Genomic DNA, 23,326 nt, shown 5'->3' with positions numbered 1-23,326 from the left:
CACATGGCACGCCTGACAAAGGCACAACGCGAGTGGCGTCCCGGCCAGGTCAAGAAACCCGGCTCGGTCAAAGTCATGTTCGCCTCGACGGTGCTTCTGCTAGAGGCCTTCGTCGTGTTCTTCGGGACATTGGCGTATTTCGGTCTTCAACACCTGCATTCTGGTACCGGAACCAAGATCACGGTGATGGTCGGGGGAATCGTCCTGGCTGCGGCATTCGTCTACAACTGTGCGGTCCTGAGGAAGTCGTGGGGGTACGCGATGGGCTGGATCCTCCAATTGCTCTTGGTTGCTACCGGCTTCCTTCTTCCCGCGATGTTCATCGTCGGTCTCTGCTTCCTTGCGGCATGGTGGTACTCCATGGTTACGGGTACCAAGATCGACAGAGAGAAGAAGGAACGCTGGGAAGCCGAGCAGGAGTGGGAGCGCACCCACGGGCAGGCCTGACCGGATGAACCCATGGGTGGGCGGCGACGCCGGAGAACCCGACCCCGCACAGATCGATCTGGAGCTCGAATCAGAGGCAATCTTCAGATCGTGGGGGCGGAAAAGGCCTGGCCTTCATCGTGATGTCGCCGCTGCCCGGTCCGTGCTCGAGTCCCTTGGCGGCACGCAGTCCACACCTACCGTGCTCGTCACGGGATCCAAAGGCAAAGGCCAGACGGCGGCGACCGCCGCGGCGTACCTGAGCGCCGCAGGTTTCCGGACCGGTTTGGTCGCGTCCCCGGGCATTCTGTCGAATCTTGACCGGTTCAGCCTGGACGGAATGGTAGTCGGTGTAGACGAGTACAACCGGTGGCTCTGGCGAACCGAAGACGCCGTTCGTCGCGCTTACGTCGAGCCCGACGGTTACCTGTCGCCGACGGGCCTGTTCACGGTTATGGGCCACGCGATGCTTCAGGCGAACGGAGCGGATGTGATCGTCCATGAAGCCGGGATGGGCGGCTCGCACGACGAAATCTCCGTTTTCGACCGCCTGGCCGTGGGTTTTACGAGCGTATTTCCCGAGCATCTGGATGTATTCGGACCTACTCTGGCCGATGTTGCGCGAGAGAAGTTCGGCCTGATCCGACCTCGCGACATTGTTTTCACCGTTCCGCAGGACAGCGTTGTGACAGACGTGATGCGCTCTCTTTGCGCGAGTCGTGCTGTTGAACCGCACGAGATTCCGGCCGGAGATTTCCTGAGCCAGAATCAGAATTTGGGGTGTGAACTGGCCAAGTACGCCGCGAGGGTACTGGGACGGGAACCGTATTCGGGCACCGTTGAATTGGACCGGCCCGGTCGAGGGCAGTTTTATGTGACTCGGAATGGGGCCGAATTCTGCCTCGACGCGTGCATCGATCCGTCAGGTCTGGCGGCGGCGGTCGAACGGGCCGAAGAACGCTGGGGCGAGGTATCGACAGTGTACTGGTCGGTTCCCACGACCAAAAATATTGAGGGGATGGCTCGGTGGCTCGAGGACCGGAGCGTCGAGCATTTCTTCGTACCCCTCGTGAGCGATCATTTGGACTACGATCTCTCGGCCGAAACGGAGGGTCGCCTACGGATCGCATCTCGGGACCGTCTTCTCGAGAGACTGCACCCGCATTCGCTGCTTGCTGGAACCATAACTTTCGGCACCTCCGTCTTGAATGAGATCGGGGTCACGGCAACGCGCCTCTTCCGCCCCGTTAGGATCGAGAGCGGAGACTTACCCCATATTTAGGAGTTCATTGATGTCCGAACGTTCGCTGGTCCTGGTCAAACCCGATGGAGTCGAGCGCAATCTCATCGGCGCCATCCTGTCCCGCATCGAAACCAAGGGTTACAAGATTGTTGAGCTCCAGAAGCTCACGCCAACCCGTGAGATCCTCGAGCAGCATTACGAGGAACACAAGGGCAAGCCCTTTTATGAGCCTCTCCTCGAATTCATGATGTCCGGCTCCGTGGTGGCGGCAGTGGTTGAGGGCGACCGCGTCATCGAGTCCGTTCGGACCCTGATGGGACCGTCGGACCCCACCGCTGCGGCCCCCGGAACCATTCGTGGGGATCTCAGCCGGGACTGGGGAGAGAAAGTCCAGAAGAACTTGGTTCATGGTTCGGACTCGCCCGAGTCTGCCGAACGCGAGATCGGCATCTGGTTCGGCTAGACACGCCCGGGCGCGACGCCCTATGGAAATTAACGACGAGGCCCCCGCAGACGCAGTCTGCGGGGGCCTCGTCGTTGAGAGACTGGCTCAAATCATTGAAAGAATATTAGAGAAGAACCGGATGAAGATGATTCCGAAGAGAACCAAGAGAATCATAATGACGAGGAACCAGGACCATCCGGGCAGCGACTCGGCCAAGCGGGGAGATACGGGAATCACCCCTGTTCGGATATTCCGCATGGTGACATTGACCGCCAACGCGGTCTGAACGATCCAAACGATCATGCAGTAGAGGCACAGAGCGTCAATCTGGAAGGTGGTCTCGTACCACAGCCAAAAAGTGAAGAGTGACCCCAGGAGCACTCCCACTTCGACGCAGATCCAGTACCAGCGTGCGAAGCGAGCTCCTGCGAAGAGTCCCACGCCGATCGTAAGGATGACGGCGTAGGCCACGATCCCGATGAAAGGGTTGGGGAACCCGAAGAGTTCGGCCTGCGGTGTGCGCATCACGGTTCCGCAGTTGAGAAGCGCATTGATATCGCAACTGGACTTGTGTCCGGCGTCGAGAAATACCTGGAGCCTCTCGAAGACCAACGCCGCGGAGGCTATGAACCCAATAGCGCCTGTGGTGACCAGAAGCCAAGCAAATGGTTTTTCACGTGCATCGGTGGTGCTCGAAATCGACGGATTCGCGCGACGCCGTGGCGCGGGATCGACGCTGGATGTGCTCACTGGTCATTCCTTGGGGTCGGTTCCGCACAGTAACCTTCTGTGCACGTACGGATTCATCTTATCGAGGCAACGTGAATGTAGTACTTGAGGTGTTACGAATTCGTCTCAAAGGTCGCTGGCAATTCAATGAACAGCGAGCCAAGGCTTGGCTGTGCGATACTGAGAGAGGTGAGAGCCGCGCCGCACGCGGCTCGAAGCCCAATGTGACGCCGACAGGTGCCGTGCACCGCTTCGGACAACGAAGCGAAGACCACCTTTGCACAAGACTTCAGCGAGATGCGAAGCTCGGCGGATCCATTGGCCCGTGTGGAGCCCTTCGCCGGCATCTCCACAGCGCAGGCTCGATGAGCCCCACCCGGGTAGAGAACGACTTCCGGTCGTCGCGTAGATCGCGGCAGGACCGACTTGAATGGCCAGATCGCGGGTGCGGCTCGGGATCGGCTCCATAGGAGTACTAACTAAACATGAGCATGCAGAACGAAGGCACCGCCGCAGAAGGCGGGGCCGAAGTGGACGAACCCACGAACGCCCCCGAAGCGAATTCGCAGGAGACCGCCGAAACCGACGTCGAGCGCCAGGAATCCGGAACGCCCGAGGCTTCTCAGCCGGCCGAATCCGATATTTCGGGGCAGGGACAAGAACACCAAGCGGGGGAGGAAGAAGAACCGAGCACTCCAGTAGCTGCGTTGTCTCCGACTTCTCTTCTTTTCCACGCTCCGGACCTCGACGAAATCAAAGCCGCAGCCTCGGCCAAGAAAAAGCACGAGGACTCCGACGAAGACGACGAAGAACCGGAGGAAGACGACTCGACCGAAGACGGCGAAGTCGTTTCCCGCCGCCGTCGCCGTCGACGGCGGGGTGGAGAAGACCTCGAACTGACGGGCGGGAACGACGACGACCCGCCCAACACCGTGACCAAGGTCCGGACGCCGCGTCTGACCGAGGGGGCGGCCTCGAATAAGGTCACTTCGGTCAAGGGTTCGACGCGGCTCGAAGCGAAGCGTCAGCGTCGCCGCGATTCCCGCGCCTCCGGACGGCGTCGTCATGTGATCACCGAAGCGGAATTCCTAGCCCGTCGTGAATCGGTTGAACGCCAGATGATCGTTCGTCAGAAAGACGATCGGATCCAAATCGGCGTTCTGGAAGACGGCGTCCTGGCGGAGCACTTCGTGTCCAAAACCCAGCAGGACTCGCTCATCGGCAACGTTTACGTAGGCAAGGTCCAGAACGTACTTCCGTCCATGGAAGCCGCATTCGTAGACATCGGTCGCGGGCGCAACGCCGTCTTGTATGCCGGCGAGGTCAATTGGGACGCCTCCGGACTCGATGGCCAGCCTCGCAAGATCGAGAACGCGCTCAAATCAGGGGACTCGGTTCTGGTCCAGGTGACCAAGGACCCCATCGGGCACAAGGGTGCGCGTTTGACCTCCCAGGTCTCTCTCCCCGGCCGTTTTCTGGTCTACGTACCGGGCGGGTCAATGACGGGCATCTCCCGTAAATTGCCGGATACCGAGCGGGCCCGTCTCAAGAAGATCCTCAAGGACAAACTGCCGGACGGGGCGGGAGTCATAGTCCGCACGGCCGCAGAAGGTGCTGCCGAAGAAGAGCTGGCCCATGACATCAACCGATTGCGCGCGCAGTGGGAAGACATCGAGTCCAAGTCCAAGTCCAAGAAGACCTTGGCTCCGGAGATGCTCTACCAAGAGCCGGACCTGACCATCAAGACGGTTCGCGACGTCTTTAACGAAGATTTCTCCGCCATGGTCGTTCAGGGCGACCAAGCGTGGGACAGCATTGAGGCGTACGTGACCTATGTGGCACCGGATCTGATCGACCGACTCAAGAAGTGGGATGGCGAGGAAGACCTCTTCGACCATTACCGCATTGAAGAAGGTCTTTCCAAGGCACTTGATCGCAAGGTCTTCTTGCCTTCCGGAGGCTCCTTGGTGATCGATCGCACCGAGGCGATGACCGTCATCGACGTCAACACGGGAAAGTTCACCGGTTCCGGCGGAAACTTGGAAGAAACCGTGACCAAGAACAACCTGGAGGCCGCCGAAGAGATCGTCCGTCAACTGCGTCTGCGCGACATCGGCGGAATCATCGTCATTGACTTCATTGACATGGTTCTGGAATCGAACCGCGATCTTGTCCTGCGTCGACTCATCGAATGCCTGGGTCGGGATCGGACCAAACATCAGGTCGCCGAGGTGACCTCGCTTGGTTTGGTCCAGATGACGCGCAAACGCATGGGTACGGGCCTTCTGGAGGTCTTCTCCGAGACGTGCGAGCACTGCGCAGGCCGGGGCGTCATCGTCCACGACCAGCCGCTCAAGGGTCGCGCCGGCGGTGCAGGGACAGAGCACAACGGTCGAAACGACCGCAAGCGCAATAAGGACCGCGGCAAACAGCGCAATCACGACGAGCACCCGAAGCAGGACGAGGCGAAGGCCGAGGCCGCGCGCAATGCTCTGGCGAATATAGCGGCAGCTTCCTCTCATCAGGAAGACTCAGAATCCTCCGAAACCGGTGAAGATTCACTCAACCGTGGACAGCACACACCCGAATCGGGCGAATCGAAGTCCGCGAAGAAGCGCAAGCGCCGCAAGCGAAATAAGGACCGCAGTCCGGTGACTGGGTCCAACGAGGCCCAGGCCTCCGACAATGCTTCCGGCCAGGACCGTTCGAGCGGTCACCAGAAGGGTGTAGCCGAGGGTGAGCCGGACGCCGTCGTGACGATTCAGGGTGAGGTCGTCAGCCTGCCTCAAGGCTCCAAGGTGGACGAGGAGCAAGAGTCCTACGGCGAGCAAGGCTCGTTCAGTCTCGATTCTCTCGCGGCAGCTTTCGAAAACAAAGGGGCCTCAAGCAACCTCGACAATTCGGAGGAGCCGGTTTCCGAGGCGGAGGCTTCGGAAGAGGACCAGCAGGATCGTGAAGTTCGTCCGGTCCGACGCGGACGTCGTGATGCTGCTCGGAACCGCTCAGGTCGAGAAGGCGCAGAAGCGGCGCGTCGTGCGGCACTCGAGGCGCTTCAGGACATGAAGCCCGGTGGCCGCGGCGGACGTCGTAAGAAGCCTGCGCAGGAATCGAATCAGGACAAAAAGGCTGATCAACAGCGTTCCGACAAGCCGCAGCAGCGAGATACTCCGCGGCGCAAGACGTCACGGGCGGTTGTGGAGCCGGAGAATGATCAGAATCTGACCGGCGTTGCGACGCCCGGGCAGCCGTCGAATACGCCGGAACCTGTTGCTGAGAAGTCCGCAACCGCGCCCCAGGCCACTCAACCGAAGAAGCGACGGAGTCGGCGTGCGGCCTCGAGCACGGGAGTCGGGGGAACGATCCAAGCGGGTGAGAGCGGAAAGGCCCAGGGCGGATCCGTGTCCACAGCCTCGTATTCGGCTGCCGCTGAGACCTCGTCGTCGAATGAGGATGTCCCGATGCTGGGCGTAGGAGTCAAGGCTTCCGAAATCCGGCGCCCGGAGTAGAGGAATGTGATGCGGGTCGCCCATGAACGACGGCGACACGCATCACCTCCACTTGCCCGTCTTCGTGCGGTACCGTAGGCTTGTTAGTCGGTGCTCATTGCCACCTCATGACGGGCGTTATGGTCCGGGCCGTTCGAAGCGGGCTGAGACGGGAGATGAGCATGAGAGCGCAATGCCCGCGGTTTATGCCGTTGGAAGCGAGAAGGCCGGCCCTCCGTCTCAGTGAGGGGTCGTCTGAGCAGGCGCCCTCCCTAGAAACTTTGTACATATAACGTCGAGAGAAGTGAGTTCCCAAGTGGTGTACGCGATTGTCCGCGCTGGCGGCCGCCAAGAAAAGGTTTCCGTCGGAGACCTCGTGACCCTTGACCGCGTCGCCGGCGAGGCCGGCAGCACCATTGAGCTGCCCGTGCTGATGCTGGTCGACGGCGAGTCGGTCACTGCAGATGCCAAGAGCTTGGCATCCGCAAAGGTCACTGCAGAGAAGGTCGAGGACCTGCGTGGTCCGAAGATCGTTATCCAGAAGTACAAGAACAAGACCGGTTACAAAAAGCGCCAGGGCTTCCGTGCTGATCTGACCAAGGTCAAGATCACCGGCATCAACGCCTAGTAACCGACAGCACGGTTTTCCGTCAGAAAATTTTAACCGAAGGTAGGCAGGTATGGCACATAAAAAAGGTGCAAGCTCAACCCGTAACGGTCGCGACTCGAACCCCCAGTACCTGGGTGTGAAGCGCTTTGGCGGCCAGGCCGTCAACGCCGGCGAGATCATCGTCCGCCAGCGCGGTACCCACTTCCACCCGGGCGACAACGTCGGCCGCGGGGGAGACGACACGCTCTTCGCTCTGGCCGCTGGCCAGGTCGAATTCGGCCGTCGTCGGGGTCGTAAGGTCGTCAACATTTTGGAAGCGGCCGAGTAACTCACTCGTTGCTTCACTGCCCGGCCATTTTGACCGGCAGAGATGAGAGGGCATGTGCTCATTCGCAGCGCACGCCCTCTTTTCTCGTTTAAAATCGTTAGAATCACCAAAAGCGCACGTGTCAGTTCGAGGAGTTTGTGTGGCGAATTTTGTGGACAGGGTCGTTTTGCACGCCAGCGGCGGGGCGGGCGGCGACGGCTGCGTGTCCGTGCGTCGAGAAAAGTTCAAGCCTTTGGGCGGACCTGACGGTGGCAACGGTGGTCACGGTGGCAATGTGATCCTCCGGGTTGACGGTCAATCGACCACATTGCTGGAATACCATCACTCCCCGCATCAGACGGCTCCCAAGGGAGACATCGGGCGCGGCGCTCTCAACCACGGTCGCCACGGTGAGGATCTTATCCTTTCCGCGCCGCAGGGGACCGTCGTCAAGACGAAAGAGGGAGAGGTCCTGGCGGATCTCGTGCGTGAAGGCGATGAATTCATCGCGGCCCACGGCGGAATAGGCGGCAGCGGAAATGCCGCGCTGGCCTCCGTCAAGCGCAAGGCTCCTGGTTTCGCTCTCCTCGGTACGGACGGCGAGACGCGGGACATCGTTCTCGAGCTGAAGTCGATCGCCGACGTCGCCTTGGTCGGCTACCCGTCTGCCGGCAAGTCCTCGCTGATCGCTGCGATCAGTGCTGCTCGCCCCAAAATCGCCGACTATCCGTTCACCACGTTGGTGCCCAATCTGGGCGTTGTGGAAGCGGGGGATACCCGCTTCACGGTGGCCGATGTACCCGGCCTGATCGAGGGTGCCTCGGACGGGAAGGGCCTCGGCCACCGCTTCCTGCGTCACGTTGAGCGCTGCGCCGCCATCGTGCACGTGATCGACTGCGCGACCCTTGAACCCCGTAGGGACCCCATCAGCGATTTCGAGACCATCAACGCGGAACTTTCGCGATATGAGGTGGATCCTTCGGCGGGAACCTCAACTCCACTGGTCGAAAGGCCTCACATTGCGGTTCTGAACAAGATCGATGTTCCGGAAGCTCGTGAATTGGCCGAGTTCGTGAGAAACGATCTTGAGGACCGCGGACTGCGGGTCGTCGAGATTTCCACGGCCTCGCACGAAGGGCTGCGCGAACTGACTTTCGCCATGGCAGAGCTTGTCGAGGAAGCTCGCGCCCATCAAGCCGAGACGGAGGTCGAGGAGCCGGCCCCGGCCGTCATCCGGCCCCGAGGCCACCGCCGCAAGAGAGAATCCGAGTTCACGATCCGTCATGAAGAACGGAATTTGGAGCCGCTCTTCCGCGTGCTGGGTGAGAAGCCGGAGCGTTGGATCAAGCAAACCGATTTCTCAAATGATGAAGCAGTGGGGTTCTTGGCCGATCGTCTCGCTAAGCTCGGTGTGGAAGACGAATTATTCAAACAGGGCGCCAAACCCGGCGACGCCGTGGTCATCGGATCAGAGGCGGACGCAGTGATCTTCGATTGGGAGCCGACTATGGTGACCGGTGCGGAGAATCTGACGAGTCCACGCGGATCCGACGTCCGTCTCGAAGAACTCATTCGGCCCACGCGTGCTGAGAAGCGCGAGGACTACCAGCAGCGAAAGGACGCACGAGCTGCGGCACGTGACGAGCTGGAATCCGAGCGCCTCGCGGGCAAATGGACCGAATCCGTGGAACAAAGGCGGGAACGCAAAGCACGGGAGTCGGCGGCCGGGACGAGCGACACGCAAGGAGACGAATCAGGGCATGAGCAAGGCTAGAGGCAAACTCAAGAGGACTGAGGTACAGCGTTCCGCGGAAAACCGCGGGAAGAACCGAATCAGCCCCATTGAGAGCAGGTCGGACATTCCCAAGGCGCGGCGCGTGGTGGTCAAGGTCGGCTCATCGTCTCTGACCTCGATCGCCAACTCATTGGACGAGTTGGCAGTCGCGACCATCACGGATGTCTTGGCCAAAGCCCATGCGCGCAACGTCGAGGTGGTGTTCGTGTCCTCGGGCGCCATCGCAGCGGGTCTGGCTCCCTTGGGGTTGAGCCGTCGTCCCAAGGACCTCGCCACACAGCAGGCTGCAGCCTCGGTGGGGCAGTCACTGATCATGACCCGGTACACCGAGCTCTTCACCAGGTACGACGTCACGATTTCGCAGGTCCTGGTCACGGCCGAGGATCTCATGCACCGCAACCGCTACCACAACGCACACCGGCAGTTGGAACGCCTGTTGGACCTCAACGTGCTTCCGATCGTCAATGAAAACGACGCCGTCGCGACCCACGAGCTGAAATTCGGGGACAACGACCGCATCGCTGCGTTGGTGGCCCACACCATCAAGGCGGACGCCTTATTGCTCTTGTCGGACGTGGACGCTCTCTACACCAAGCACCCTGCGGAAGGCGGAGAGCGGATTCCGGAAGTGACGGATCCGGAAAAGGACCTCGAAGGCGTGGAAATCGGTACGATCGGTCGAGCCGGCGTCGGCTCCGGCGGCATGGTCACCAAGGTTGAGGCAGCCAAGATCGCCTCCAGCTCCGGGATTCCGGCGCTGGTAACCTCCACGGCCAATGCAGCAGCAGCTCTCGAAGGCCAGGACGTCGGCACTTGGTTCAAGCCGACGGGCGGGCGCCGCTCGGTCCGACTGGTGTGGTTGGCCCAATTGGCCAAGACCAAGGGAGCCCTGACTCTGGACGACGGTGCCGTCAAAGCCATTCGTCGCCGCACCTCACTGCTCGCCGCCGGTGTCACCAAAGTCGAAGGCATCTTCCGGCCGGGAGAGGCCATCGCGCTCAAGGCGCCGAACGGGAAGACTATCGCCCATGGCATCGCCGCGTATTCGAGCGAGGATTGCGCCAAGACGGCAGGCAAACATACCGATGACGCCCTCGACGAGCTCGGGGAGGGATTCGACGGTGTGCTGGTCCACGTCGACAATCTCGCTCTTTTACGCCGTAAGTACTGAACCTCTAGGGAATGCGCTCCGCCCGTGAGGGGAGGGAAAGTGGCGTCGTTGGGGAGGGCAGTGGCTTTTACTCAGAGTGAAAGCGGCTGATTCCCAACGACGCTCCCGCTAAGGTTGGGGTCATGAGCCAAAACGTACAGGCACAAGAGTCCACTTTTTCCGTTCCGGACGACATCCAGTCTGCGGTCAATGCGCTGGCCGATGACGCCCGCGCGGCTTCACGCACGCTGGCCACCGCGGACCGAAGCCGAAAAGACCGGGCGTTGCTCCGTATCGCCGAGGCGATCGATGCCCAACGCGAAGTCATCCTTCGCTCGAACGAGGCTGACGTCGCCCGTGGCAAGGAGAAAGGGCTCGCCGAGAACCTAGTTGACCGGCTGACGCTCAACAACGACCGCATCGACGGTTTGATCGAGGCGCTCAAGAACTTGGCCTCGCAGGTCGATCCGATCGGCGAGGTCCTGGACGGCCAGATCCTGCCCAACGGACTTCGGGTTTCCCGGGTTCGCGTCCCGCTCGGCGTCGTAGGAGCCATCTACGAGGCTCGCCCGAACGTCACGGTCGATATTGCTGGCCTGGCCCTCAAGTCCGGAAATGCTGCCATGTTGCGGGGCGGCTCCGCAGCGCTTGAAACCAACAAAGCCCTGGTCGGCGTAATCCGCGATGCCCTCGACTCCGCGGGCCTGCCCATGGATTGCGTCCAATCGGTCGACGAGTACGGCCGCGACGGGGCCAACGCTTTGATGCTCGCGCGCGGCAAGGTCGATGTGCTGATTCCCCGAGGCGGCGGAAACCTCATCCAGTCCGTCGTGAACAACGCGCGCGTCCCGGTGATCGAAACCGGCGAGGGCAATGTGCACATTTACCTTGACACCACGGCGACCGAAGAAAATGCTGTTCCGTTGGTTGTGAACTCCAAGATCCACCGTCCCTCAGCCTGCAACTCGGCCGAGACCCTGCTGATCCAGAAGGACGCCCCGGCGGCTGAGGCCGTGCTCACAGGCCTTCTTGATGCCGACGTCCGCCTGCACGTCGACGAAGCCGCCGCAGCGCTTGCCGGAGGATACTCAGGTCAGGTCGTTGCAGCGGAAGACGGCGACTGGGACTCAGAGAGTCTCGCTTTGGAAATGTCCGTTCGTGTCGTGGATTCGATGGACGAGGCCCTGGATCACATTCAGCGGTACTCGACCGGTCACACGGAACTCATTATCACCAATGACCTCCGAAAGGCTGATGAGTTCGTCGCTCGCATCGATTCGGCGACCGTGATGGTCAATGCATCTACGCGGTTTACCGACGGAGGCGAGCTGGGGCTCGGAGCCGAGGTCGGAATTTCGACGCAGAAGCTCCATGCCCGCGGGCCGATGGGTTTGGCTCAATTGACTTCCTCACAATGGGTTGTGCGAGGAGAAGGCCACACAAGGGGCTAAACTAGGGGTGACTTCATCGCACCGGAATTAAGCGGCGGTCGCCCTGGGCGGCACGCCGGAAGGGATCATTAGGCACATGCTCAACTCAGCCATTCTGGCCTCCGCAACCGTCGCGGAAGAAAGCGCCGGCTACGACCTCGGTATTCCCCATTGGTTGGTTGCCGTGATCTTCTTCTGCCTCTTCTTGCTCATGTTGTTGGTCGTTGTTTCCTTCTCGGGCCGTGGGGTCCGTCGCGATGGCTTGTCCAATCCCGCCGAGATCTCACCGGATGAACAAGACGCAATGACCGAGTACAACGAAAAGCACCACCGTTAGACGACGGTCATAGGGAGACCGGGGCCCGCGCAGGCGTTCCGCAGCGTGCGGTCCCGGTTCTGTGTTCCATGAATCCTCAGCTCAAAGCCACCACCGCCGACGGCCTGCCCGTTCCCCCTCGCCGCCCGGGGCGTACTCGCCTGGGCGTCATGGGCGGCACGTTCGACCCCATTCACCACGGGCACCTTGTGGCCGCGAGTGAGGTCGCATCCGTCTTCGATCTCGACGAAGTCGTATTTGTGCCCACGGGTCAACCGTGGCAGAAAGCGGACAAACAAGTTTCCTCGGCGGAACATCGGTACCTCATGACCGTGGTCGCGACGGCCTCGAATCCTCGGTTCACTGTTTCGCGAGTCGATATCGATCGTCCCGGACCGACCTACACGGTCGACACCCTCCGCGACTTGCGTGAGATTCGCCCCAATGCCGATCTGTTCTTCATCACCGGGGCGGACGCGATGGCGCAGGTTCTGTCGTGGAAGGACGCCGCAGAAATGTGGGATCTCGCCTACTTCGTAGGAGTGACCCGGCCTGGCCACGAGCTGTCTGCGCCGTATCATGGGGATGGAGTCGGGCTTCTGGAGGTCCCAGCCATGGCGATCTCTTCTACCGACGTGCGACGACGGTCCGCAGCGGGAAAACCCGTGTGGTATCTCGTGCCGGACGGAGTCGTCCAGTACATCAACAAGTACAACCTGTATGATCCGCACGAGGATTCCGGTGACGACAACAATCGTCGGAATCCTGATCGCCTGCCGGGGGATCACGATGCTATGACAACCCCGGTAGACTCGAGAAGAGCACATTAACATGCGCGACGAGCGGACACGTCAAGGAGTTTCAGCTGAGTAGCAATCTTCCCACCACCACCGATATTTATTCGGATCCGGAAAAGGTGTACGTGGCGGAGGACGGAACGAAGGTCCCTCCGGCACCGGAGGCGTATGGTCCGCGTCGCCTTGCCCGCTACCGGCGTCAGCACCTGTCTGAGGTCAGGGGAGAACCGCCGCTCCACACCCAGGGCGTTCCGATTGTTCCTGTCCACGAGCCGCCGCCAGAGGTTCTGGAGATTCAGCACCGGTTCGAGGCACTGGCCGGGGCACTGAATGAGAACGGCGAGTTCGTGGAGCTCAGCGAGGACGACGAATTCGAGACCTTGATCGCCGCGGACGCCTCTGCGGTCCAGTTCCAGGAAGAGGACGTCCTCAACGCCGTCCAACGGCACATCCTGGGGGAGTCCGGCACCGTTGCGGACACACCCAGTCTGTCGATCAACCCTGCGCACCTTTCCGGATTCAGCAGTACAGATATCAAACGCGACTACGATGAGCACATTCTGGGCCCGGTGACTATGGGGGTTCCCGTGGTCCTGGGACCGGCAAGTTCTTCTACTTCGCAAGGGTCCGTCTCCGGTCAGGGTGCGGCTGCATCCCAGGTTGAGGCAGCTCCGGACAACGTGGAACCCTCTCCGGCCGCCGAATTTTCGGTCGCTTCGCAGGATGAGCCCGTGGGCGGTCGGTCCAACACGACCGAGGTCGAGGACGCGGAGTCTTCGTCGGCTGACAGTCCTTCGTCTCGTTCACAGGGCGATGCCGATGTGGCGGAGCCGAGCCAATCGACGGTTGCATCCGAGTCGGAGCCCGCGGACGTCAAGCCCGTCCGGGCGATGGATGCCCACGGGCTGGACCTGTCCGGAATGGACCGTAAGGCTCCGAAATCCGGTGGGCGGATCGCTTTGATCACCGTTGTTCTTCTACTTCTCATTGTGGCCGTGGTGTTGGGAATCATCTTCCTCATCTGACGAGGCCGCACAACCGTCCCGAAAGGACACCATGACCGCAACACAAGAATCAGTCGATGCCATCAAGCTTGCGGCCCGTGCCGCAGAGTCCAAGCAGGCTACCCAACTCAACGCGTATGACGTTTCTGAGATCATGGGCCTGATCGACGGCTTTCTAATAGCTTCGGCCTCGAACGAGAGGCTTGTCGACGCGATCGTCGACGAGGTCGAGGACCAATTGCGCGAGCAGCTCGATATCAAACCGCTGCGTCGGGAAGGAAAATCCGGCGGACGCTGGGTGCTTCTCGACTTCGGCGACATCGTCGTGCATGTTCAGCACGAGGAAGAGCGCGCGTTCTACGCCCTGGACCGGCTCTGGGCCGAAGCTCCCCGCATCCCGTTGGGCGTGGAGAGCGAGCTCGACGAGGTCGAGGAGCTGCCGGACGCGAGTGAGCTTGCACCTGAGCCTCGCTCCTAAACGGAACCCGCTCAGGGTGGGGCACATCACGTTCCGTCGGTTTGCGCCCCGCCCCACGGTGTTCGTATAGTAGAGGAGTTGCCGACGCTGGCAACAAATAAATCATTGATTGTCAATGAAAATATGGGGCTGTGGCGCAGCTGGTAGCGCATCTGCATGGCATGCAGAGGGTCAGGGGTTCGAGTCCCCTCAGCTCCACTCGTGGATACCATCCCCCGATGACCAAAAAGGTTATCGGGGGATGGTTTTTAATAGTGCCCGACTCTGACGCTTGCGGACCTCGTTCATGGCCCGTCGCGGCCGGAGGCGACCAGGACGTATATGTCGGATCCGGCCTAAAATGGACGTATCAACGTACAAGGAGGCCGACGATGACCGTCGTCAAAATCAACAAATTGTCCGTTCCATCCGGGGCCAACGAGGAACTCGAGCGTCGATTCGCCGAACGCAAGCATTCCGTGGATTCCGCCCCAGGTTTCGAAGGATTCGAACTTCTCCGCCCCGCCGGCGAACAGAAGGAATACTTCGTGGTGACGCGGTGGGCCGATGAAGCGAGTTTCCAGGCGTGGGCCTCGCAACGCCAACCCAGGGACCCCAAGTCCACGGTTTCGAACTCCGAGGGACTGCTCGAGTTTGAGGTAGTGGACCTGGACTGAGACCGGCTGGCTCGTCGCCCGGATTCCGCATCCGGCGACGAGCTCTGCTAAGCTATAGAAGTTCTTGGGGCTGTGGCGCAGCTGGTAGCGCACCTGCATGGCATGCAGGGGGTCAGGGGTTCGAGTCCCCTCAGCTCCACGTAAAGTACAACGAAAGAACCTTGCTCCGCATCATCGCGGGGCAAGGTTCTTTCGTTGTGTGGCTTGGGTTTCGTGGCGAGGATCGTCTGGATCGCTTCGTTGGGTTCGAGGGTAGCGTCGTCCTCGTCATCGATGGTGATGCGGTCGAACAGGGACCGGTTGAGCATCCGTCGTTCGGACGGTTCTGCCTTGGCGTAGACCTCGTCGATGTCGGTGAGGAGGCCGAGGACGGCATCGAGTGCGACCTTGGCCTTGTCGTAGGTCGTTTCCAAGGTGCCGAGGAGGCCGGTGATCGCTTGGAGGCTGGCGCGGATGCGGTCTCGTTCCGTCTTGAGTAGGTCGATGGGAATCGCGTCGGCGTAGTGGGCTTGGACGAGCTTGAGGCGTTCGGCTTCGAGCTTGGCCTTCTGGCCTGCGAGCAGCTTCTGCTCATCGTTCGTGGACTCCGCGAGGGTGCCGCATACCTGCCCGAGCACGCCCTGGATTTGTGCTACTTCGGTCGAGGGCTTCTACTGTGAGGCGTTCGAGTTTGTTTGCGGCTTCGCTGCGGATGCGTTCTTAATCGGGGGTGACCGAGCCTCAGGCCCCAACGTGTCCCAGCTCGGTGCGCCTGTGCTTGCGGAAGTAAGCGGGGCGGGTGGGGTCAGCGGCGGCGTTCACCGCGCTCGCACCGCGCCTCACGCCCGGTGAAGACCAGGCCGATCCCGCAGCACAACTCGCCACGATGCTCGACCAAGCCACCCAGCAACTACGACTTCTGTTTGTGTCCCTCGGCGATGTCTTCGGGCCGCTCGTTGTTTTCCGCCTGCTGCCGGTGGAGGGTAGCGAGCACGACGTGCTCGATGCGCTCGCGCTGGTCGGGGGGGGGGCAAATCGATCGTGCGGTACAGGGCTTCGACTCGTTGCTCGACCTGGGCGGTTGGCCGGGCTTTGCGTCGCCGGCGGAGAGAGTCGCGGCGGCGGTGGCAGACGAAGTATTGTATACGCGGCCGGTCTTGGTACGGGTGTCCTGCACGATCAGCCGCCGTCCGCACTCAACGCAGAACACCCATGAAATGTCGAGGCTAGCTAGCCCCGTCAAGGGCGCTCTTTCAGTCCCTCAATCATAATCGTGGAGAAGCGTCGGCAACGCGCTCTGGCATGGGTATGCCATCTCATTGCGATCGTTCGGACGCTCGCAATGAGGAGTTCTATGTCCTTACCGACGAGGTCAGTGCGGGCCCGTCCCACATCGCGGAGGCGAGTGGCGAGGAGCGTAAGGTCCTGCTGCACGCGACGGTCAAAACCAACGAGTAGGGGCGCGGACCGCTCACTGCCAGCGATCCGGGTCGCGAGGCCAGGGACGGCGAGTTCGAGGTCGACAACTGCATCGATTGCCTCACGCAGTCCCTGCCAAGGGTCTGAGGACCTGGCGGCGTCGGCGAGTAGAGACAAGCAATGCTCGACCTCTTGGTCAAACACAACATCGATCAGGTCGAGACGCGTCGGGAAATGGCGGTACAGCGTAGCGGTGCCGACATGGGCTTGACGCGCGATCATAACGGTCGAAGCGTCAAGCCCATCGTCGGCGAACGCCTTGCGTGCTGCGGCCACGATGCGAGCGCGGTTTCGACGGGCATCCTTGCGTCCACTTTTTCCAATCACGAGAGCCTTCAATCTGAGAGGGTTGACAGCGTCATTCTCTCGCTTTGCTAGGAAAGGGGCACCTTGCCCACTTCTCTGGCTAGTGTCACATGTACGAAGGACATCGAGACGAGAGTGAGATCAAAATCGTGACGATCGAAGCGGCAGGATTCCGGCGCTATGGAGGCCCAGAGGTGTTGGAGGTGATGCGTATACCAACTCCTGAGGCAGCGAGCGGGCAGGTTCTTATCCGAGTCGCGGCGACAACAGTGAACGCCGGAGAAATCTGGCAACGTCAGGGCAAGCTGCGGACGATTGCTCGCGTGTCTCTTCCCAGGTTCGTTGGCATTGATTTTTCCGGGCAAGTCGTCGAGCTCGGCGACGGTGTCACGGGGTTTTCCGTAGGAGATTGGGTATGGGGAACTGTCGATGAACTCGGCTCAGCCGGTTCTGCTGCTGAGTTGGTCGCGGTTGACTCGGGGAGGATCGCACGGATGCCTCTAGAGTGGAATGCAACCCATGCAGTGAGTCTGTTGTCTGGTGCAACAACTGCCCTCGTCGGACTTCGGGACAAAGCACAACTGCGCCGTGGTGAGCGGTTACTGGTGCGTGGTGCTGCGGGCGGAGTAGGAAGCATCGCCATACAACTCGGCCATATGTATGGCGCGCACGTTACAGCCTTAGCTAGTCCCACAAGTGAACTGTTCGTGCGCGCTCTCGGGGCGGACGAAGTAATTGACTATCGCACATCGCTGGCGTCGATTGGAACGTACGACGTAGTTTTCGATGCCAGGGGAACCGATTTATGGGCATTGCGGCGACTGATCCCCTCTCACGGGCGGCTGGTCACAATCTCCTTCGACATAGAACATAAGATGCGAAGCCTGGGCGGAATCGCCGTCTCCCGCATATTCGGCAAACGCCGTATCCAGTTCTTTCGAGGTCATCCGACCGCCGCATTAGTTGAGGAGGTTGCCCGGTTCGCAGAGGACGGACACCTGCGACCGGTCATTGACAGCGTTTATCCCCTTGAGCGCATCGGCGACGCGCAGGCCAGGCTTGAGGCTGGGGGAGTCCAGGGCAAGATCGTCGTCACAATCGGGTCCCCGGCGGACGCTGGGTCAGTTACCTTGACGGGCGGGCACGACACCATTTTCTGAAGGTGGACGGCAGTGCCCTTTTCTGCGCGTTGATCCCGAACGGAAAAAGTGTCGTGCACCTGGAGATCGGTGCCCAGCCTTTGACTCGCAGGCGAACCAGCAGTGTGTTAGAACTCGATCACTTCGTGCTTGAGTGCGGGCCCGGGTTTTACTCTCGGATGAGAGGAAATATGGGCTCAGCGGTGACCAAGAAGCCGAGGCCGACTGGCTTTCCGGTGAAGTGCTCATCCCCAACGACGGCGCCGGGTTCGTACTCGACGGCACTTCGCGATTCGTCGCCAAGACCGACTTTCGCCTGCTCCCAGAGGGAACCGAGCCGCTCGAACCTCTGCCAGGTGTTCGGTATGAGTCCACCCGCGTCCACCTAGACGTATATCGCAGGACTGATATCAACAGCTCCGCTCGTGGATTCACGGGCGGGGCTCTTCGATGTGGCCTGGCATCGGGGCGCTGAGGCTTTCGACCGATACGCGCACTGGCAGTGCCTTGTTCGTATCTACCTTCCCTTCTAGCCTCAAAGGAAGAGGCCTCCGCCGCGATCGGCATCAAATACGTACGTCCAGGGGCGCAGTTCCCCGAAAATTCTCGCGGATGGTCAAACAGTGAAAGCAGGTATGCGATGGAAAACCGTCTTCTCGGCCGTACCGGTGTATCGGTCAGTCCTCTGTGTCTCGGGGCAATGATGTTCGGCCCTTGGGGCAATGATGACCGCGACGACGCTACCCGTATCATTCATCGAGCGTTGGACGCCGGCATCAACTTCGTCGATACCGCGGACGTCTACTCCGGCGGTGTCTCAGAAGAGATCGTCGGCCAAGCTCTCAAGGGCCGCCGTGACGAGATCTTCCTGGCCACGAAATTCTTCATGCCGATGAGCGAGAACCCGAACGCGCGAGGCGGGTCACGTCTTTGGATCATGCGGGAAGTCGAAAATTCCCTCCGCCGGCTACGAACCGACCATATCGACCTCTATCAGGTGCATCGTCCGAGCCCGCACACCGACGTCGAGGAGACGCTCGGCGCGCTAACCGACCTTGTGCGGCAGGGGAAAGTCCGATACATCGGCTCGTCCTCCTATTCGGGATCGCAGATTGTCGAGGCCCAGTGGGCCTCGCGCGAGCGGAATCTCGAGCGTTTCGTCACCGAACAGCCGCCCTATTCGATCCTCGTTCGGGGCATTGAAGAGGACGTGCTTCCGACAGTGCGCCGCTACGGTATGGGCACTCTCTCCTACAGCCCTCTTTCGGGTGGTTGGCTGTCGGGTCGTTGGCGCGAGAACAGCGCGTCCGTGCCGGCCTCTCAAGCGCGCCCCGGCGCCAGGTTCGATATGTCCGTGGAAGCTAACCAGCGGAAGCTCACCGTGGTCGAAGACCTGGCATTGCTCGCGGAGCAAGCGGGAATGTCGCTCATTGAGATGGCGATTGCTTTCGTTCTGAACCATCCAGGGATCACGAGCACGATCATCGGACCGAGAACGATGGAACAGCTCGAGACGTATCTTCCCGCCGCCGACGTCACTCTTCCAGCGGACGTCCTGGACCGGATCGATAAAATCGTCGCACCCGGGGTCACGGTCAACCCGGAAGACAACAGCTACGGTGCGGCCGAATTGTCTTCCAAAGCGAGAAGGCGTTAGGCAAGCAAGCCAGCGGCCCCGCCTCCGCCCAAGCTACGCGCGAAGGCAGGGCCGCCGGTCCTTCTCGTCACAGTTGTCGGAGAATCCATATCCGCATGGAACAACGCTTGGCACAGTCGGGGGTAGTAACACTCGTGACCCGTGTACTGACAGTTCCTGCCAGCGCGGATCGGTCGAACGCCAGCCTTGATCTATGGATCACAGAATGCAGGTCGCGGAATTCCTGAGATCCCGCCGGGACAAGATCGCTCCTGAATAGGCGGGGATCATCGCCGGCGGACGACGCCGCGTTCCGGGATTGCGACGCGAAGAAGTAGCGATGCTCACCGGAGTCAGCGTCGAGTACTACGCCCGGATGGAACGCGGAAGCATGGCCGGAGTATCTCCCGAGCTTCTGACCGCGCTGGCACGGGCGCTTCAACTCGACGAAGCCGAATACGATCATCTGGTCGATCTGGCTGGGTCCGCGGGACCATCCTTGTCACGAGGCAAACGGGACCACGAACAGACTATGAAACCGCTCGATACAGCGGTTCCTGGATGCTGTCACGGGAGCCCCTATGTGGGTCCGAGATCGAAAGATGGACTTCGTCTCCGCGAATTCCCTCGGCAAGGCCCTGTACTCGCCGGTGTTGAATGATCCAGCAAACCGCGGCAATACTGCCCGCTTCACTTTCCTGAATCCGGCGGCACATGTATTTTTCCCCGACTGGGAGCAGAATGCCGACAACATTGTTGCGACATGCCCGCACTGGGTTTCGGCGTCTTCCAAACACCACCCGAAACCACCGCTGCAACCGTTGAGGATGCTCTGCGTGCCGGATATCGACTCATCGACACCGCAGCCTCATACTTCAATGAACGTGAAGTCGGCCAAGGTATCAAACAATCGGACGTCGACCGGTCCGGCGTTTTCATCGAAACCAAGCTGTGGATCAGCGACTACGGCTACGACGATGCCCTGCACGCCTTCGAGAAGTCCGCGACTACGGCGAGCGCCGAATCCTTCGGCCCCAATATTCCCGAAGTCTGAGCCCGCTTAGGGCGCCGCCCCCACTGTGGAGGCGTGGCTGACTTCGGTCAACCTTGAAGCGGCAGCCGGAGGACAACTTTTTCACCAACTACGTGCAACTGGTAGTGGAAAGTTCGCTTAGTCGAACATATGATGTTGGCAGGCGGGTGGGCACCCCGAGGGGTACTCCTTGAAAATGATCCAGCTCCAACTCATGGACACGCCCACCCGCTCTCGCCCGCACCCATACTGAGGCAAGGAAGCCAAGATGCATCGAGAGCAGTCACCCGACCAACCCCGCCCTGAGATCCCGGCTCCTCGTCGTCGCCCCTTGTTGTCACGACTGTTGAAAATACCGGCGCTGCTGGCGGTGGTACCCGTGGTCGCGTCATGCGCCGGGGGAGAGGACAGCAAGGCAGCCGGTGACGACAAGAAGCCAGTCGTCCTCACGACGTTCACGGTGTTGGCCGATATGACACAAGCCATCGCTGGCGACCACCTCCAGGTGGAATCGATTACCAAGCCTGGGGCCGAGATCCATGAATACGAACCGACCCCGGAGGACATCAAGAAAGCTTCGAAAGCCGACCTCATCCTCGAAAACGGGAAGAACCTCGAAGCTTGGTTCGAAAAGTTCACACAGGATTCCAGGGCGACCAAAGCCACGCTCTCTGATGGAGTCGAACCCATATCCATCGGCGAGGGCGAAGCCGAGGGGAAGCCGAATCCACACGCATGGATGAGCCCGGTGGCCGCGGAAAAGTACACCGACAATATTCAGAAGGCCCTCTCAGAACTGGACCCCGATCATCGGAAGGACTTCGAGAAAAATGCCTCGGCCTACAAAGAGCAGCTGAAAGATATTCACGATCAACTGACCTCGACTCTTCACGCAATTCCGGAAAACCGTCGGACCCTGCTCACCTGTGAAGGTGCATTCTCCTATCTCGCTCGCGATGCCGGTCTCAAAGAGCAGTACCTGTGGGCGGTCAACTCCGACGCGGAACCGTCGGCACAACGCGTCTCCGAAGTCACACGAGACGTCAGAGCCAACCAGACACCAGCTGCATTTTGCGAATCAACGGTTTCCGACAGCACCATGCAGCAGGTCGTCAGGAGCACAGACGCTCAATTCGGCGGAACACTCTACGTCGATTCGCTCTCGGATAAGAACGGACCGGTCCCCACATACCTCGATTTGCTCAGATACGACGCCCGCGTGATCTCCGACGGACTGACCGGTCGGAAACACGAGGCAAGCCATTGAGCGGTTCGGCGGAAGCACCGGCCATCGAAATCAATGGAATCAACGTGGATTACGGAAAGTACCGGGCACTGCAGGACGTGACCTTCACCGTCCGGCAAGGAACGGTATGTGCCCTCCTCGGGATGAACGGGTCCGGCAAGTCCACGCTCTTCAACGCGATCTCCGGCGCCCTCAGCCCGACGGCGGGATCCGTGAGAATCCTTGGCCGCACGGTCAAACAAGCTCAGAAATCAGGATTGTTAGGCTATATGCCTCAGGCCGAGGCCGTTGACTGGGATTTTCCCGTCAGTGTCCACGACGTCGTGATGATGGGCAGATACGGATCAATGGGACCTTCCAGACGCCCCCGGGCCCAGGACAAGGACGCTGTCAATCGTTCGCTCGAACGCGTGGGTCTGGCCGAATTTGCGCAACGACAGATAGGTCGCCTCTCCGGAGGGCAGAAGAAAAGAACCTTCCTCGCGCGAGCACTTGCTCAGAACGCCCAAGTCCTCCTCCTCGACGAGCCGTTTGCCGGAGTGGACCGGGTTTCCGCTCAGACCATGACGGAGGTCCTGCGCGATTTGGCCCATGATGGAATCACCGTACTCATCACCGTGCACGAGATAGACAACATAGCCCAATGGGCCGACGAAGCCATCCTCCTGCGACGACGTGTGGTCTACAGAGGCGAGGCCTCCGACGTGCTGAGACCCGAGAAAATAGCGTTGGCATTCGGAGGCGAAGAATGAGCCTCGTCCACATTCTCCTCGAACCGTTCGAATTCGAATTCATGGTCCGAGCCATCTCGGCCACGCTCTTGGCCTCGGTCCTCTGCGCGGTGCTGTCCTGCTGGCTGATACTTACGGGATGGTCATTGCTGGGCGACGCGGTCTCGCACGCGGTACTGCCCGGCGTCGTGCTCTCCTACGCACTGGGACTGCCATTCGCCCTTGGCGCGGCGATCTTCGGGCTGCTCGCGGTGGCCCTGATCGGAGGCGTCAAGGAGACCACACGCATCAAAGAGGACGCATCCATCGGGATAGTCTTCACAACTCTCTTTGCCCTGGGACTCGTCCTGGTCTCCGTGACGCCGTCCCAAGTCGACCTCAACCACATCATTTTCGGGAATCTGTTGGGTGTATCGCCTTCGGATCTCAGGCAGGTCGCTGCGCTCGCCGGCGTGTGCTTGGCGGTGTTGATTTTCAAAAGACGCGATCTGAGTCTCTATGCGTTCGATCCGGGACACGCCAGAAATATCGGCGTCAACCCACGCATTCTTGGTGCGACGTTGCTTGGCGTTTTGGCGTTGACCTGCGTGGTCGCGCTTCAGGCCGTGGGCGTGGTCCTCGTGGTCGGGATGCTTATCATCCCTGGAGCGACTGCCCGTTTGCTGACCGAAAGAATGTCACGGATGCTTGTGGTCGCACCGGTGTTGTCTTCGTTGTGCTCGCTGGTGGGTATCTACACGAGTTATTTCGCGGATACTTCCACGGGAGGAACGGTTGTTCTGTGCCAAGGGGCTCTGTTCCTCGTCGTCTATCTTCTGGCGCCCAGGAACGGCCAGTTGGCACGGCTTCTCGTCGCCCGAGGTCGCCGACCCGGGGTAGAGCGAATCGACTGACGGTGCAACGAGA

The 23,326-nt window shown here is 60.6% G+C and carries 24 protein-coding genes, 2 tRNA genes and 3 pseudogenes; 27 read left to right on the top strand and 2 right to left on the bottom strand.

Translation table 11 applies throughout. The features are described 5' to 3' along the window. The first annotated feature begins 3 nt into the window (after nucleotides 1-3). From EWR20_RS06085 to ndk, 3 genes are read left to right on the top strand one after another with little or no spacing between them, the layout of a single operon-like run. Complete coding sequence (locus EWR20_RS06085) at nucleotides 4-447, top strand: DUF4233 domain-containing protein (RefSeq protein WP_129359733.1); 444 nt, start codon at nucleotides 4-6, stop codon at nucleotides 445-447. 4 nt (nucleotides 448-451) lie between these two features. Continuing rightward, nucleotides 452-1,708, top strand: a complete 1,257-nt coding sequence (locus tag EWR20_RS06080; RefSeq protein ID WP_129359732.1) for a folylpolyglutamate synthase/dihydrofolate synthase family protein — start codon at nucleotides 452-454, stop codon at nucleotides 1,706-1,708. A gap of 10 nt (nucleotides 1,709-1,718) precedes the next feature. Then, a complete protein-coding gene (ndk, locus tag EWR20_RS06075; protein ID WP_129359731.1) occupies nucleotides 1,719-2,132 on the top strand; it encodes a nucleoside-diphosphate kinase in 414 nt (137 codons plus the stop codon). 87 nt (nucleotides 2,133-2,219) lie between these two features. Here ndk and EWR20_RS06070 read toward each other — a convergent pair whose 3' ends face one another. Continuing rightward, nucleotides 2,220-2,864: a vitamin K epoxide reductase family protein gene (locus EWR20_RS06070; RefSeq protein WP_238147613.1), complete on the bottom strand. Its 645-nt coding sequence runs from the start codon at nucleotides 2,862-2,864 to the stop codon at nucleotides 2,220-2,222. 470 nt (nucleotides 2,865-3,334) lie between these two features. Between EWR20_RS06070 and EWR20_RS06065 the strand changes: the two genes are divergently transcribed. From EWR20_RS06065 to EWR20_RS12665, 15 genes are all read left to right on the top strand, one after another. After that, entirely contained in the window at nucleotides 3,335-6,349 is a 3,015-nt protein-coding gene (locus EWR20_RS06065) for an Rne/Rng family ribonuclease (RefSeq protein ID WP_394342281.1), read from the top strand. Between the two features lie 295 nt (nucleotides 6,350-6,644). After that, nucleotides 6,645-6,956 (top strand): 50S ribosomal protein L21, encoded by a 312-nt coding sequence (gene rplU / locus EWR20_RS06060; RefSeq protein WP_129360143.1) that lies wholly within the window; start codon nucleotides 6,645-6,647, stop codon nucleotides 6,954-6,956. A 52-nt stretch (nucleotides 6,957-7,008) separates the two neighbouring features. Continuing rightward, nucleotides 7,009-7,266 (top strand): 50S ribosomal protein L27, encoded by a 258-nt coding sequence (rpmA, locus tag EWR20_RS06055; RefSeq protein WP_129359729.1) that lies wholly within the window; start codon nucleotides 7,009-7,011, stop codon nucleotides 7,264-7,266. Between the two features lie 139 nt (nucleotides 7,267-7,405). Then, nucleotides 7,406-9,019 carry a GTPase ObgE gene (obgE, locus tag EWR20_RS06050; protein ID WP_129359728.1) on the top strand — a complete coding sequence of 538 codons (1,614 nt, stop codon included), beginning with the start codon at nucleotides 7,406-7,408 and terminating at the stop codon, nucleotides 9,017-9,019. Continuing rightward, nucleotides 9,006-10,211 (top strand): glutamate 5-kinase, encoded by a 1,206-nt coding sequence (gene proB / locus EWR20_RS06045; protein WP_129359727.1) that lies wholly within the window; start codon nucleotides 9,006-9,008, stop codon nucleotides 10,209-10,211. The genes obgE and proB overlap by 14 nt, the downstream gene beginning before the upstream one ends. Nucleotides 10,212-10,333: 122 nt before the next feature. Continuing rightward, on the top strand, nucleotides 10,334-11,641 hold the full coding sequence (locus tag EWR20_RS06040) for a glutamate-5-semialdehyde dehydrogenase (protein ID WP_129359726.1): 1,308 nt from the start codon (nucleotides 10,334-10,336) through the stop codon (nucleotides 11,639-11,641). 76 nt (nucleotides 11,642-11,717) lie between these two features. After that, complete coding sequence (locus EWR20_RS06035; protein WP_129359725.1) at nucleotides 11,718-11,957, top strand: hypothetical protein; 240 nt, start codon at nucleotides 11,718-11,720, stop codon at nucleotides 11,955-11,957. A gap of 68 nt (nucleotides 11,958-12,025) precedes the next feature. Next, nucleotides 12,026-12,766: a nicotinate-nucleotide adenylyltransferase gene (gene nadD / locus EWR20_RS06030; protein ID WP_129359724.1), complete on the top strand. Its 741-nt coding sequence runs from the start codon at nucleotides 12,026-12,028 to the stop codon at nucleotides 12,764-12,766. 92 nt (nucleotides 12,767-12,858) lie between these two features. Continuing rightward, nucleotides 12,859-13,758: a hypothetical protein gene (locus EWR20_RS06025; protein ID WP_129359723.1), complete on the top strand. Its 900-nt coding sequence runs from the start codon at nucleotides 12,859-12,861 to the stop codon at nucleotides 13,756-13,758. Nucleotides 13,759-13,789: 31 nt separating this feature from the next. Then, on the top strand, nucleotides 13,790-14,215 hold the full coding sequence (gene rsfS, locus EWR20_RS06020) for a ribosome silencing factor (RefSeq protein WP_129359722.1): 426 nt from the start codon (nucleotides 13,790-13,792) through the stop codon (nucleotides 14,213-14,215). Between the two features lie 125 nt (nucleotides 14,216-14,340). Continuing rightward, nucleotides 14,341-14,413: transfer RNA gene (locus EWR20_RS06015), tRNA-Ala, on the top strand. A gap of 173 nt (nucleotides 14,414-14,586) precedes the next feature. Then, a complete protein-coding gene (locus EWR20_RS12670) occupies nucleotides 14,587-14,871 on the top strand; it encodes an antibiotic biosynthesis monooxygenase family protein (protein WP_165000971.1) in 285 nt (94 codons plus the stop codon). Nucleotides 14,872-14,937: 66 nt separating this feature from the next. Next, nucleotides 14,938-15,010: transfer RNA gene (locus EWR20_RS06005), tRNA-Ala, on the top strand. A 22-nt stretch (nucleotides 15,011-15,032) separates the two neighbouring features. Beyond that, nucleotides 15,033-15,350: a hypothetical protein gene (locus tag EWR20_RS06000; RefSeq protein WP_165000970.1), complete on the top strand. Its 318-nt coding sequence runs from the start codon at nucleotides 15,033-15,035 to the stop codon at nucleotides 15,348-15,350. A gap of 30 nt (nucleotides 15,351-15,380) precedes the next feature. Next, the gene (locus EWR20_RS12665; protein ID WP_165000969.1) at nucleotides 15,381-15,530 is read left to right on the top strand and encodes a hypothetical protein; all 150 of its coding nucleotides are present in this window, start codon (nucleotides 15,381-15,383) and stop codon (nucleotides 15,528-15,530) included. A 559-nt stretch (nucleotides 15,531-16,089) separates the two neighbouring features. Here the strand turns inward: EWR20_RS12665 and EWR20_RS13135 are convergent. Then, entirely contained in the window at nucleotides 16,090-16,551 is a 462-nt protein-coding gene (locus EWR20_RS13135) for a TetR/AcrR family transcriptional regulator (RefSeq protein ID WP_366150741.1), read from the bottom strand. Between EWR20_RS13135 and EWR20_RS12915 the strand changes: the two genes are divergently transcribed. The 9 genes and pseudogenes from EWR20_RS12915 to EWR20_RS05965 all read left to right on the top strand — a co-directional run bounded on the left by EWR20_RS12915 (nucleotide 16,450) and on the right by EWR20_RS05965 (nucleotide 23,313). Continuing rightward, the gene (locus EWR20_RS12915) at nucleotides 16,450-16,707 is read left to right on the top strand and encodes a hypothetical protein (protein WP_238147611.1); all 258 of its coding nucleotides are present in this window, start codon (nucleotides 16,450-16,452) and stop codon (nucleotides 16,705-16,707) included. The genes EWR20_RS13135 and EWR20_RS12915 overlap by 102 nt on opposite strands. A gap of 38 nt (nucleotides 16,708-16,745) precedes the next feature. Further along, complete coding sequence (locus EWR20_RS05990; protein WP_129359719.1) at nucleotides 16,746-17,795, top strand: NAD(P)-dependent alcohol dehydrogenase; 1,050 nt, start codon at nucleotides 16,746-16,748, stop codon at nucleotides 17,793-17,795. A 619-nt stretch (nucleotides 17,796-18,414) separates the two neighbouring features. Continuing rightward, entirely contained in the window at nucleotides 18,415-19,431 is a 1,017-nt protein-coding gene (locus EWR20_RS05985) for an aldo/keto reductase (RefSeq protein WP_129359718.1), read from the top strand. Nucleotides 19,432-19,750: 319 nt separating this feature from the next. Next, nucleotides 19,751-19,819, top strand: a pseudogene (locus tag EWR20_RS12910) (hypothetical protein); the annotation flags it as partial. 172 nt (nucleotides 19,820-19,991) lie between these two features. Then, nucleotides 19,992-20,114, top strand: a pseudogene (locus EWR20_RS12905) (transcriptional regulator); the annotation flags it as partial. 59 nt (nucleotides 20,115-20,173) lie between these two features. Then, a pseudogene (locus EWR20_RS12900) lies at nucleotides 20,174-20,416 on the top strand (aldo/keto reductase); the annotation flags it as partial. A gap of 295 nt (nucleotides 20,417-20,711) precedes the next feature. Continuing rightward, on the top strand, nucleotides 20,712-21,710 hold the full coding sequence (locus EWR20_RS05975) for a metal ABC transporter substrate-binding protein (RefSeq protein ID WP_129359717.1): 999 nt from the start codon (nucleotides 20,712-20,714) through the stop codon (nucleotides 21,708-21,710). Then, on the top strand, nucleotides 21,707-22,441 hold the full coding sequence (locus EWR20_RS05970) for a metal ABC transporter ATP-binding protein (protein WP_129359716.1): 735 nt from the start codon (nucleotides 21,707-21,709) through the stop codon (nucleotides 22,439-22,441). Before EWR20_RS05975 ends, EWR20_RS05970 begins: the two co-directional genes overlap by 4 nt. Beyond that, nucleotides 22,438-23,313 carry a metal ABC transporter permease gene (locus tag EWR20_RS05965; protein ID WP_129359715.1) on the top strand — a complete coding sequence of 292 codons (876 nt, stop codon included), beginning with the start codon at nucleotides 22,438-22,440 and terminating at the stop codon, nucleotides 23,311-23,313. Before EWR20_RS05970 ends, EWR20_RS05965 begins: the two co-directional genes overlap by 4 nt. Nucleotides 23,314-23,326 lie beyond the last annotated feature (13 nt).

The sequence above is a fragment of the Rothia uropygioeca genome (assembly GCF_004136585.1).
Lineage (GTDB): Bacteria > Actinomycetota > Actinomycetes > Actinomycetales > Micrococcaceae > Rothia.
The sequence above is the reverse complement of the archived record's forward strand: the minus strand, read 5'-3'. Positions and strand labels throughout refer to the sequence as shown.

What these genes read in the sequence shown, in the direction of transcription:
- EWR20_RS13135 (WP_366150741.1), bottom strand. Translation starts at nt 16,551, where the DNA reads ATGATCGCGCGTCAAGCCCATGTCGGCACCGCTACGCTGTACCGCCAT.
- EWR20_RS05965 (WP_129359715.1), top strand. Translation starts at nt 22,438, where the DNA reads ATGAGCCTCGTCCACATTCTCCTCGAACCGTTCGAATTCGAATTCATG.
- EWR20_RS05975 (WP_129359717.1), top strand. Translation starts at nt 20,712, where the DNA reads ATGCATCGAGAGCAGTCACCCGACCAACCCCGCCCTGAGATCCCGGCT.
- EWR20_RS06085 (WP_129359733.1), top strand. Translation starts at nt 4, where the DNA reads ATGGCACGCCTGACAAAGGCACAACGCGAGTGGCGTCCCGGCCAGGTC.
- proB (WP_129359727.1), top strand. Translation starts at nt 9,006, where the DNA reads ATGAGCAAGGCTAGAGGCAAACTCAAGAGGACTGAGGTACAGCGTTCC.
- EWR20_RS06080 (WP_129359732.1), top strand. Translation starts at nt 452, where the DNA reads ATGAACCCATGGGTGGGCGGCGACGCCGGAGAACCCGACCCCGCACAG.
- EWR20_RS12915 (WP_238147611.1), top strand. Translation starts at nt 16,450, where the DNA reads ATGCTCGACCTCTTGGTCAAACACAACATCGATCAGGTCGAGACGCGT.
- nadD (WP_129359724.1), top strand. Translation starts at nt 12,026, where the DNA reads ATGAATCCTCAGCTCAAAGCCACCACCGCCGACGGCCTGCCCGTTCCC.
- EWR20_RS06065 (WP_394342281.1), top strand. Translation starts at nt 3,335, where the DNA reads ATGCAGAACGAAGGCACCGCCGCAGAAGGCGGGGCCGAAGTGGACGAA.
- EWR20_RS05990 (WP_129359719.1), top strand. Translation starts at nt 16,746, where the DNA reads ATGTACGAAGGACATCGAGACGAGAGTGAGATCAAAATCGTGACGATC.
- rsfS (WP_129359722.1), top strand. Translation starts at nt 13,790, where the DNA reads ATGACCGCAACACAAGAATCAGTCGATGCCATCAAGCTTGCGGCCCGT.
- rpmA (WP_129359729.1), top strand. Translation starts at nt 7,009, where the DNA reads ATGGCACATAAAAAAGGTGCAAGCTCAACCCGTAACGGTCGCGACTCG.
- EWR20_RS12670 (WP_165000971.1), top strand. Translation starts at nt 14,587, where the DNA reads ATGACCGTCGTCAAAATCAACAAATTGTCCGTTCCATCCGGGGCCAAC.
- EWR20_RS06035 (WP_129359725.1), top strand. Translation starts at nt 11,718, where the DNA reads ATGCTCAACTCAGCCATTCTGGCCTCCGCAACCGTCGCGGAAGAAAGC.
- EWR20_RS05985 (WP_129359718.1), top strand. Translation starts at nt 18,415, where the DNA reads ATGGAAAACCGTCTTCTCGGCCGTACCGGTGTATCGGTCAGTCCTCTG.
- ndk (WP_129359731.1), top strand. Translation starts at nt 1,719, where the DNA reads ATGTCCGAACGTTCGCTGGTCCTGGTCAAACCCGATGGAGTCGAGCGC.
- EWR20_RS06040 (WP_129359726.1), top strand. Translation starts at nt 10,334, where the DNA reads ATGAGCCAAAACGTACAGGCACAAGAGTCCACTTTTTCCGTTCCGGAC.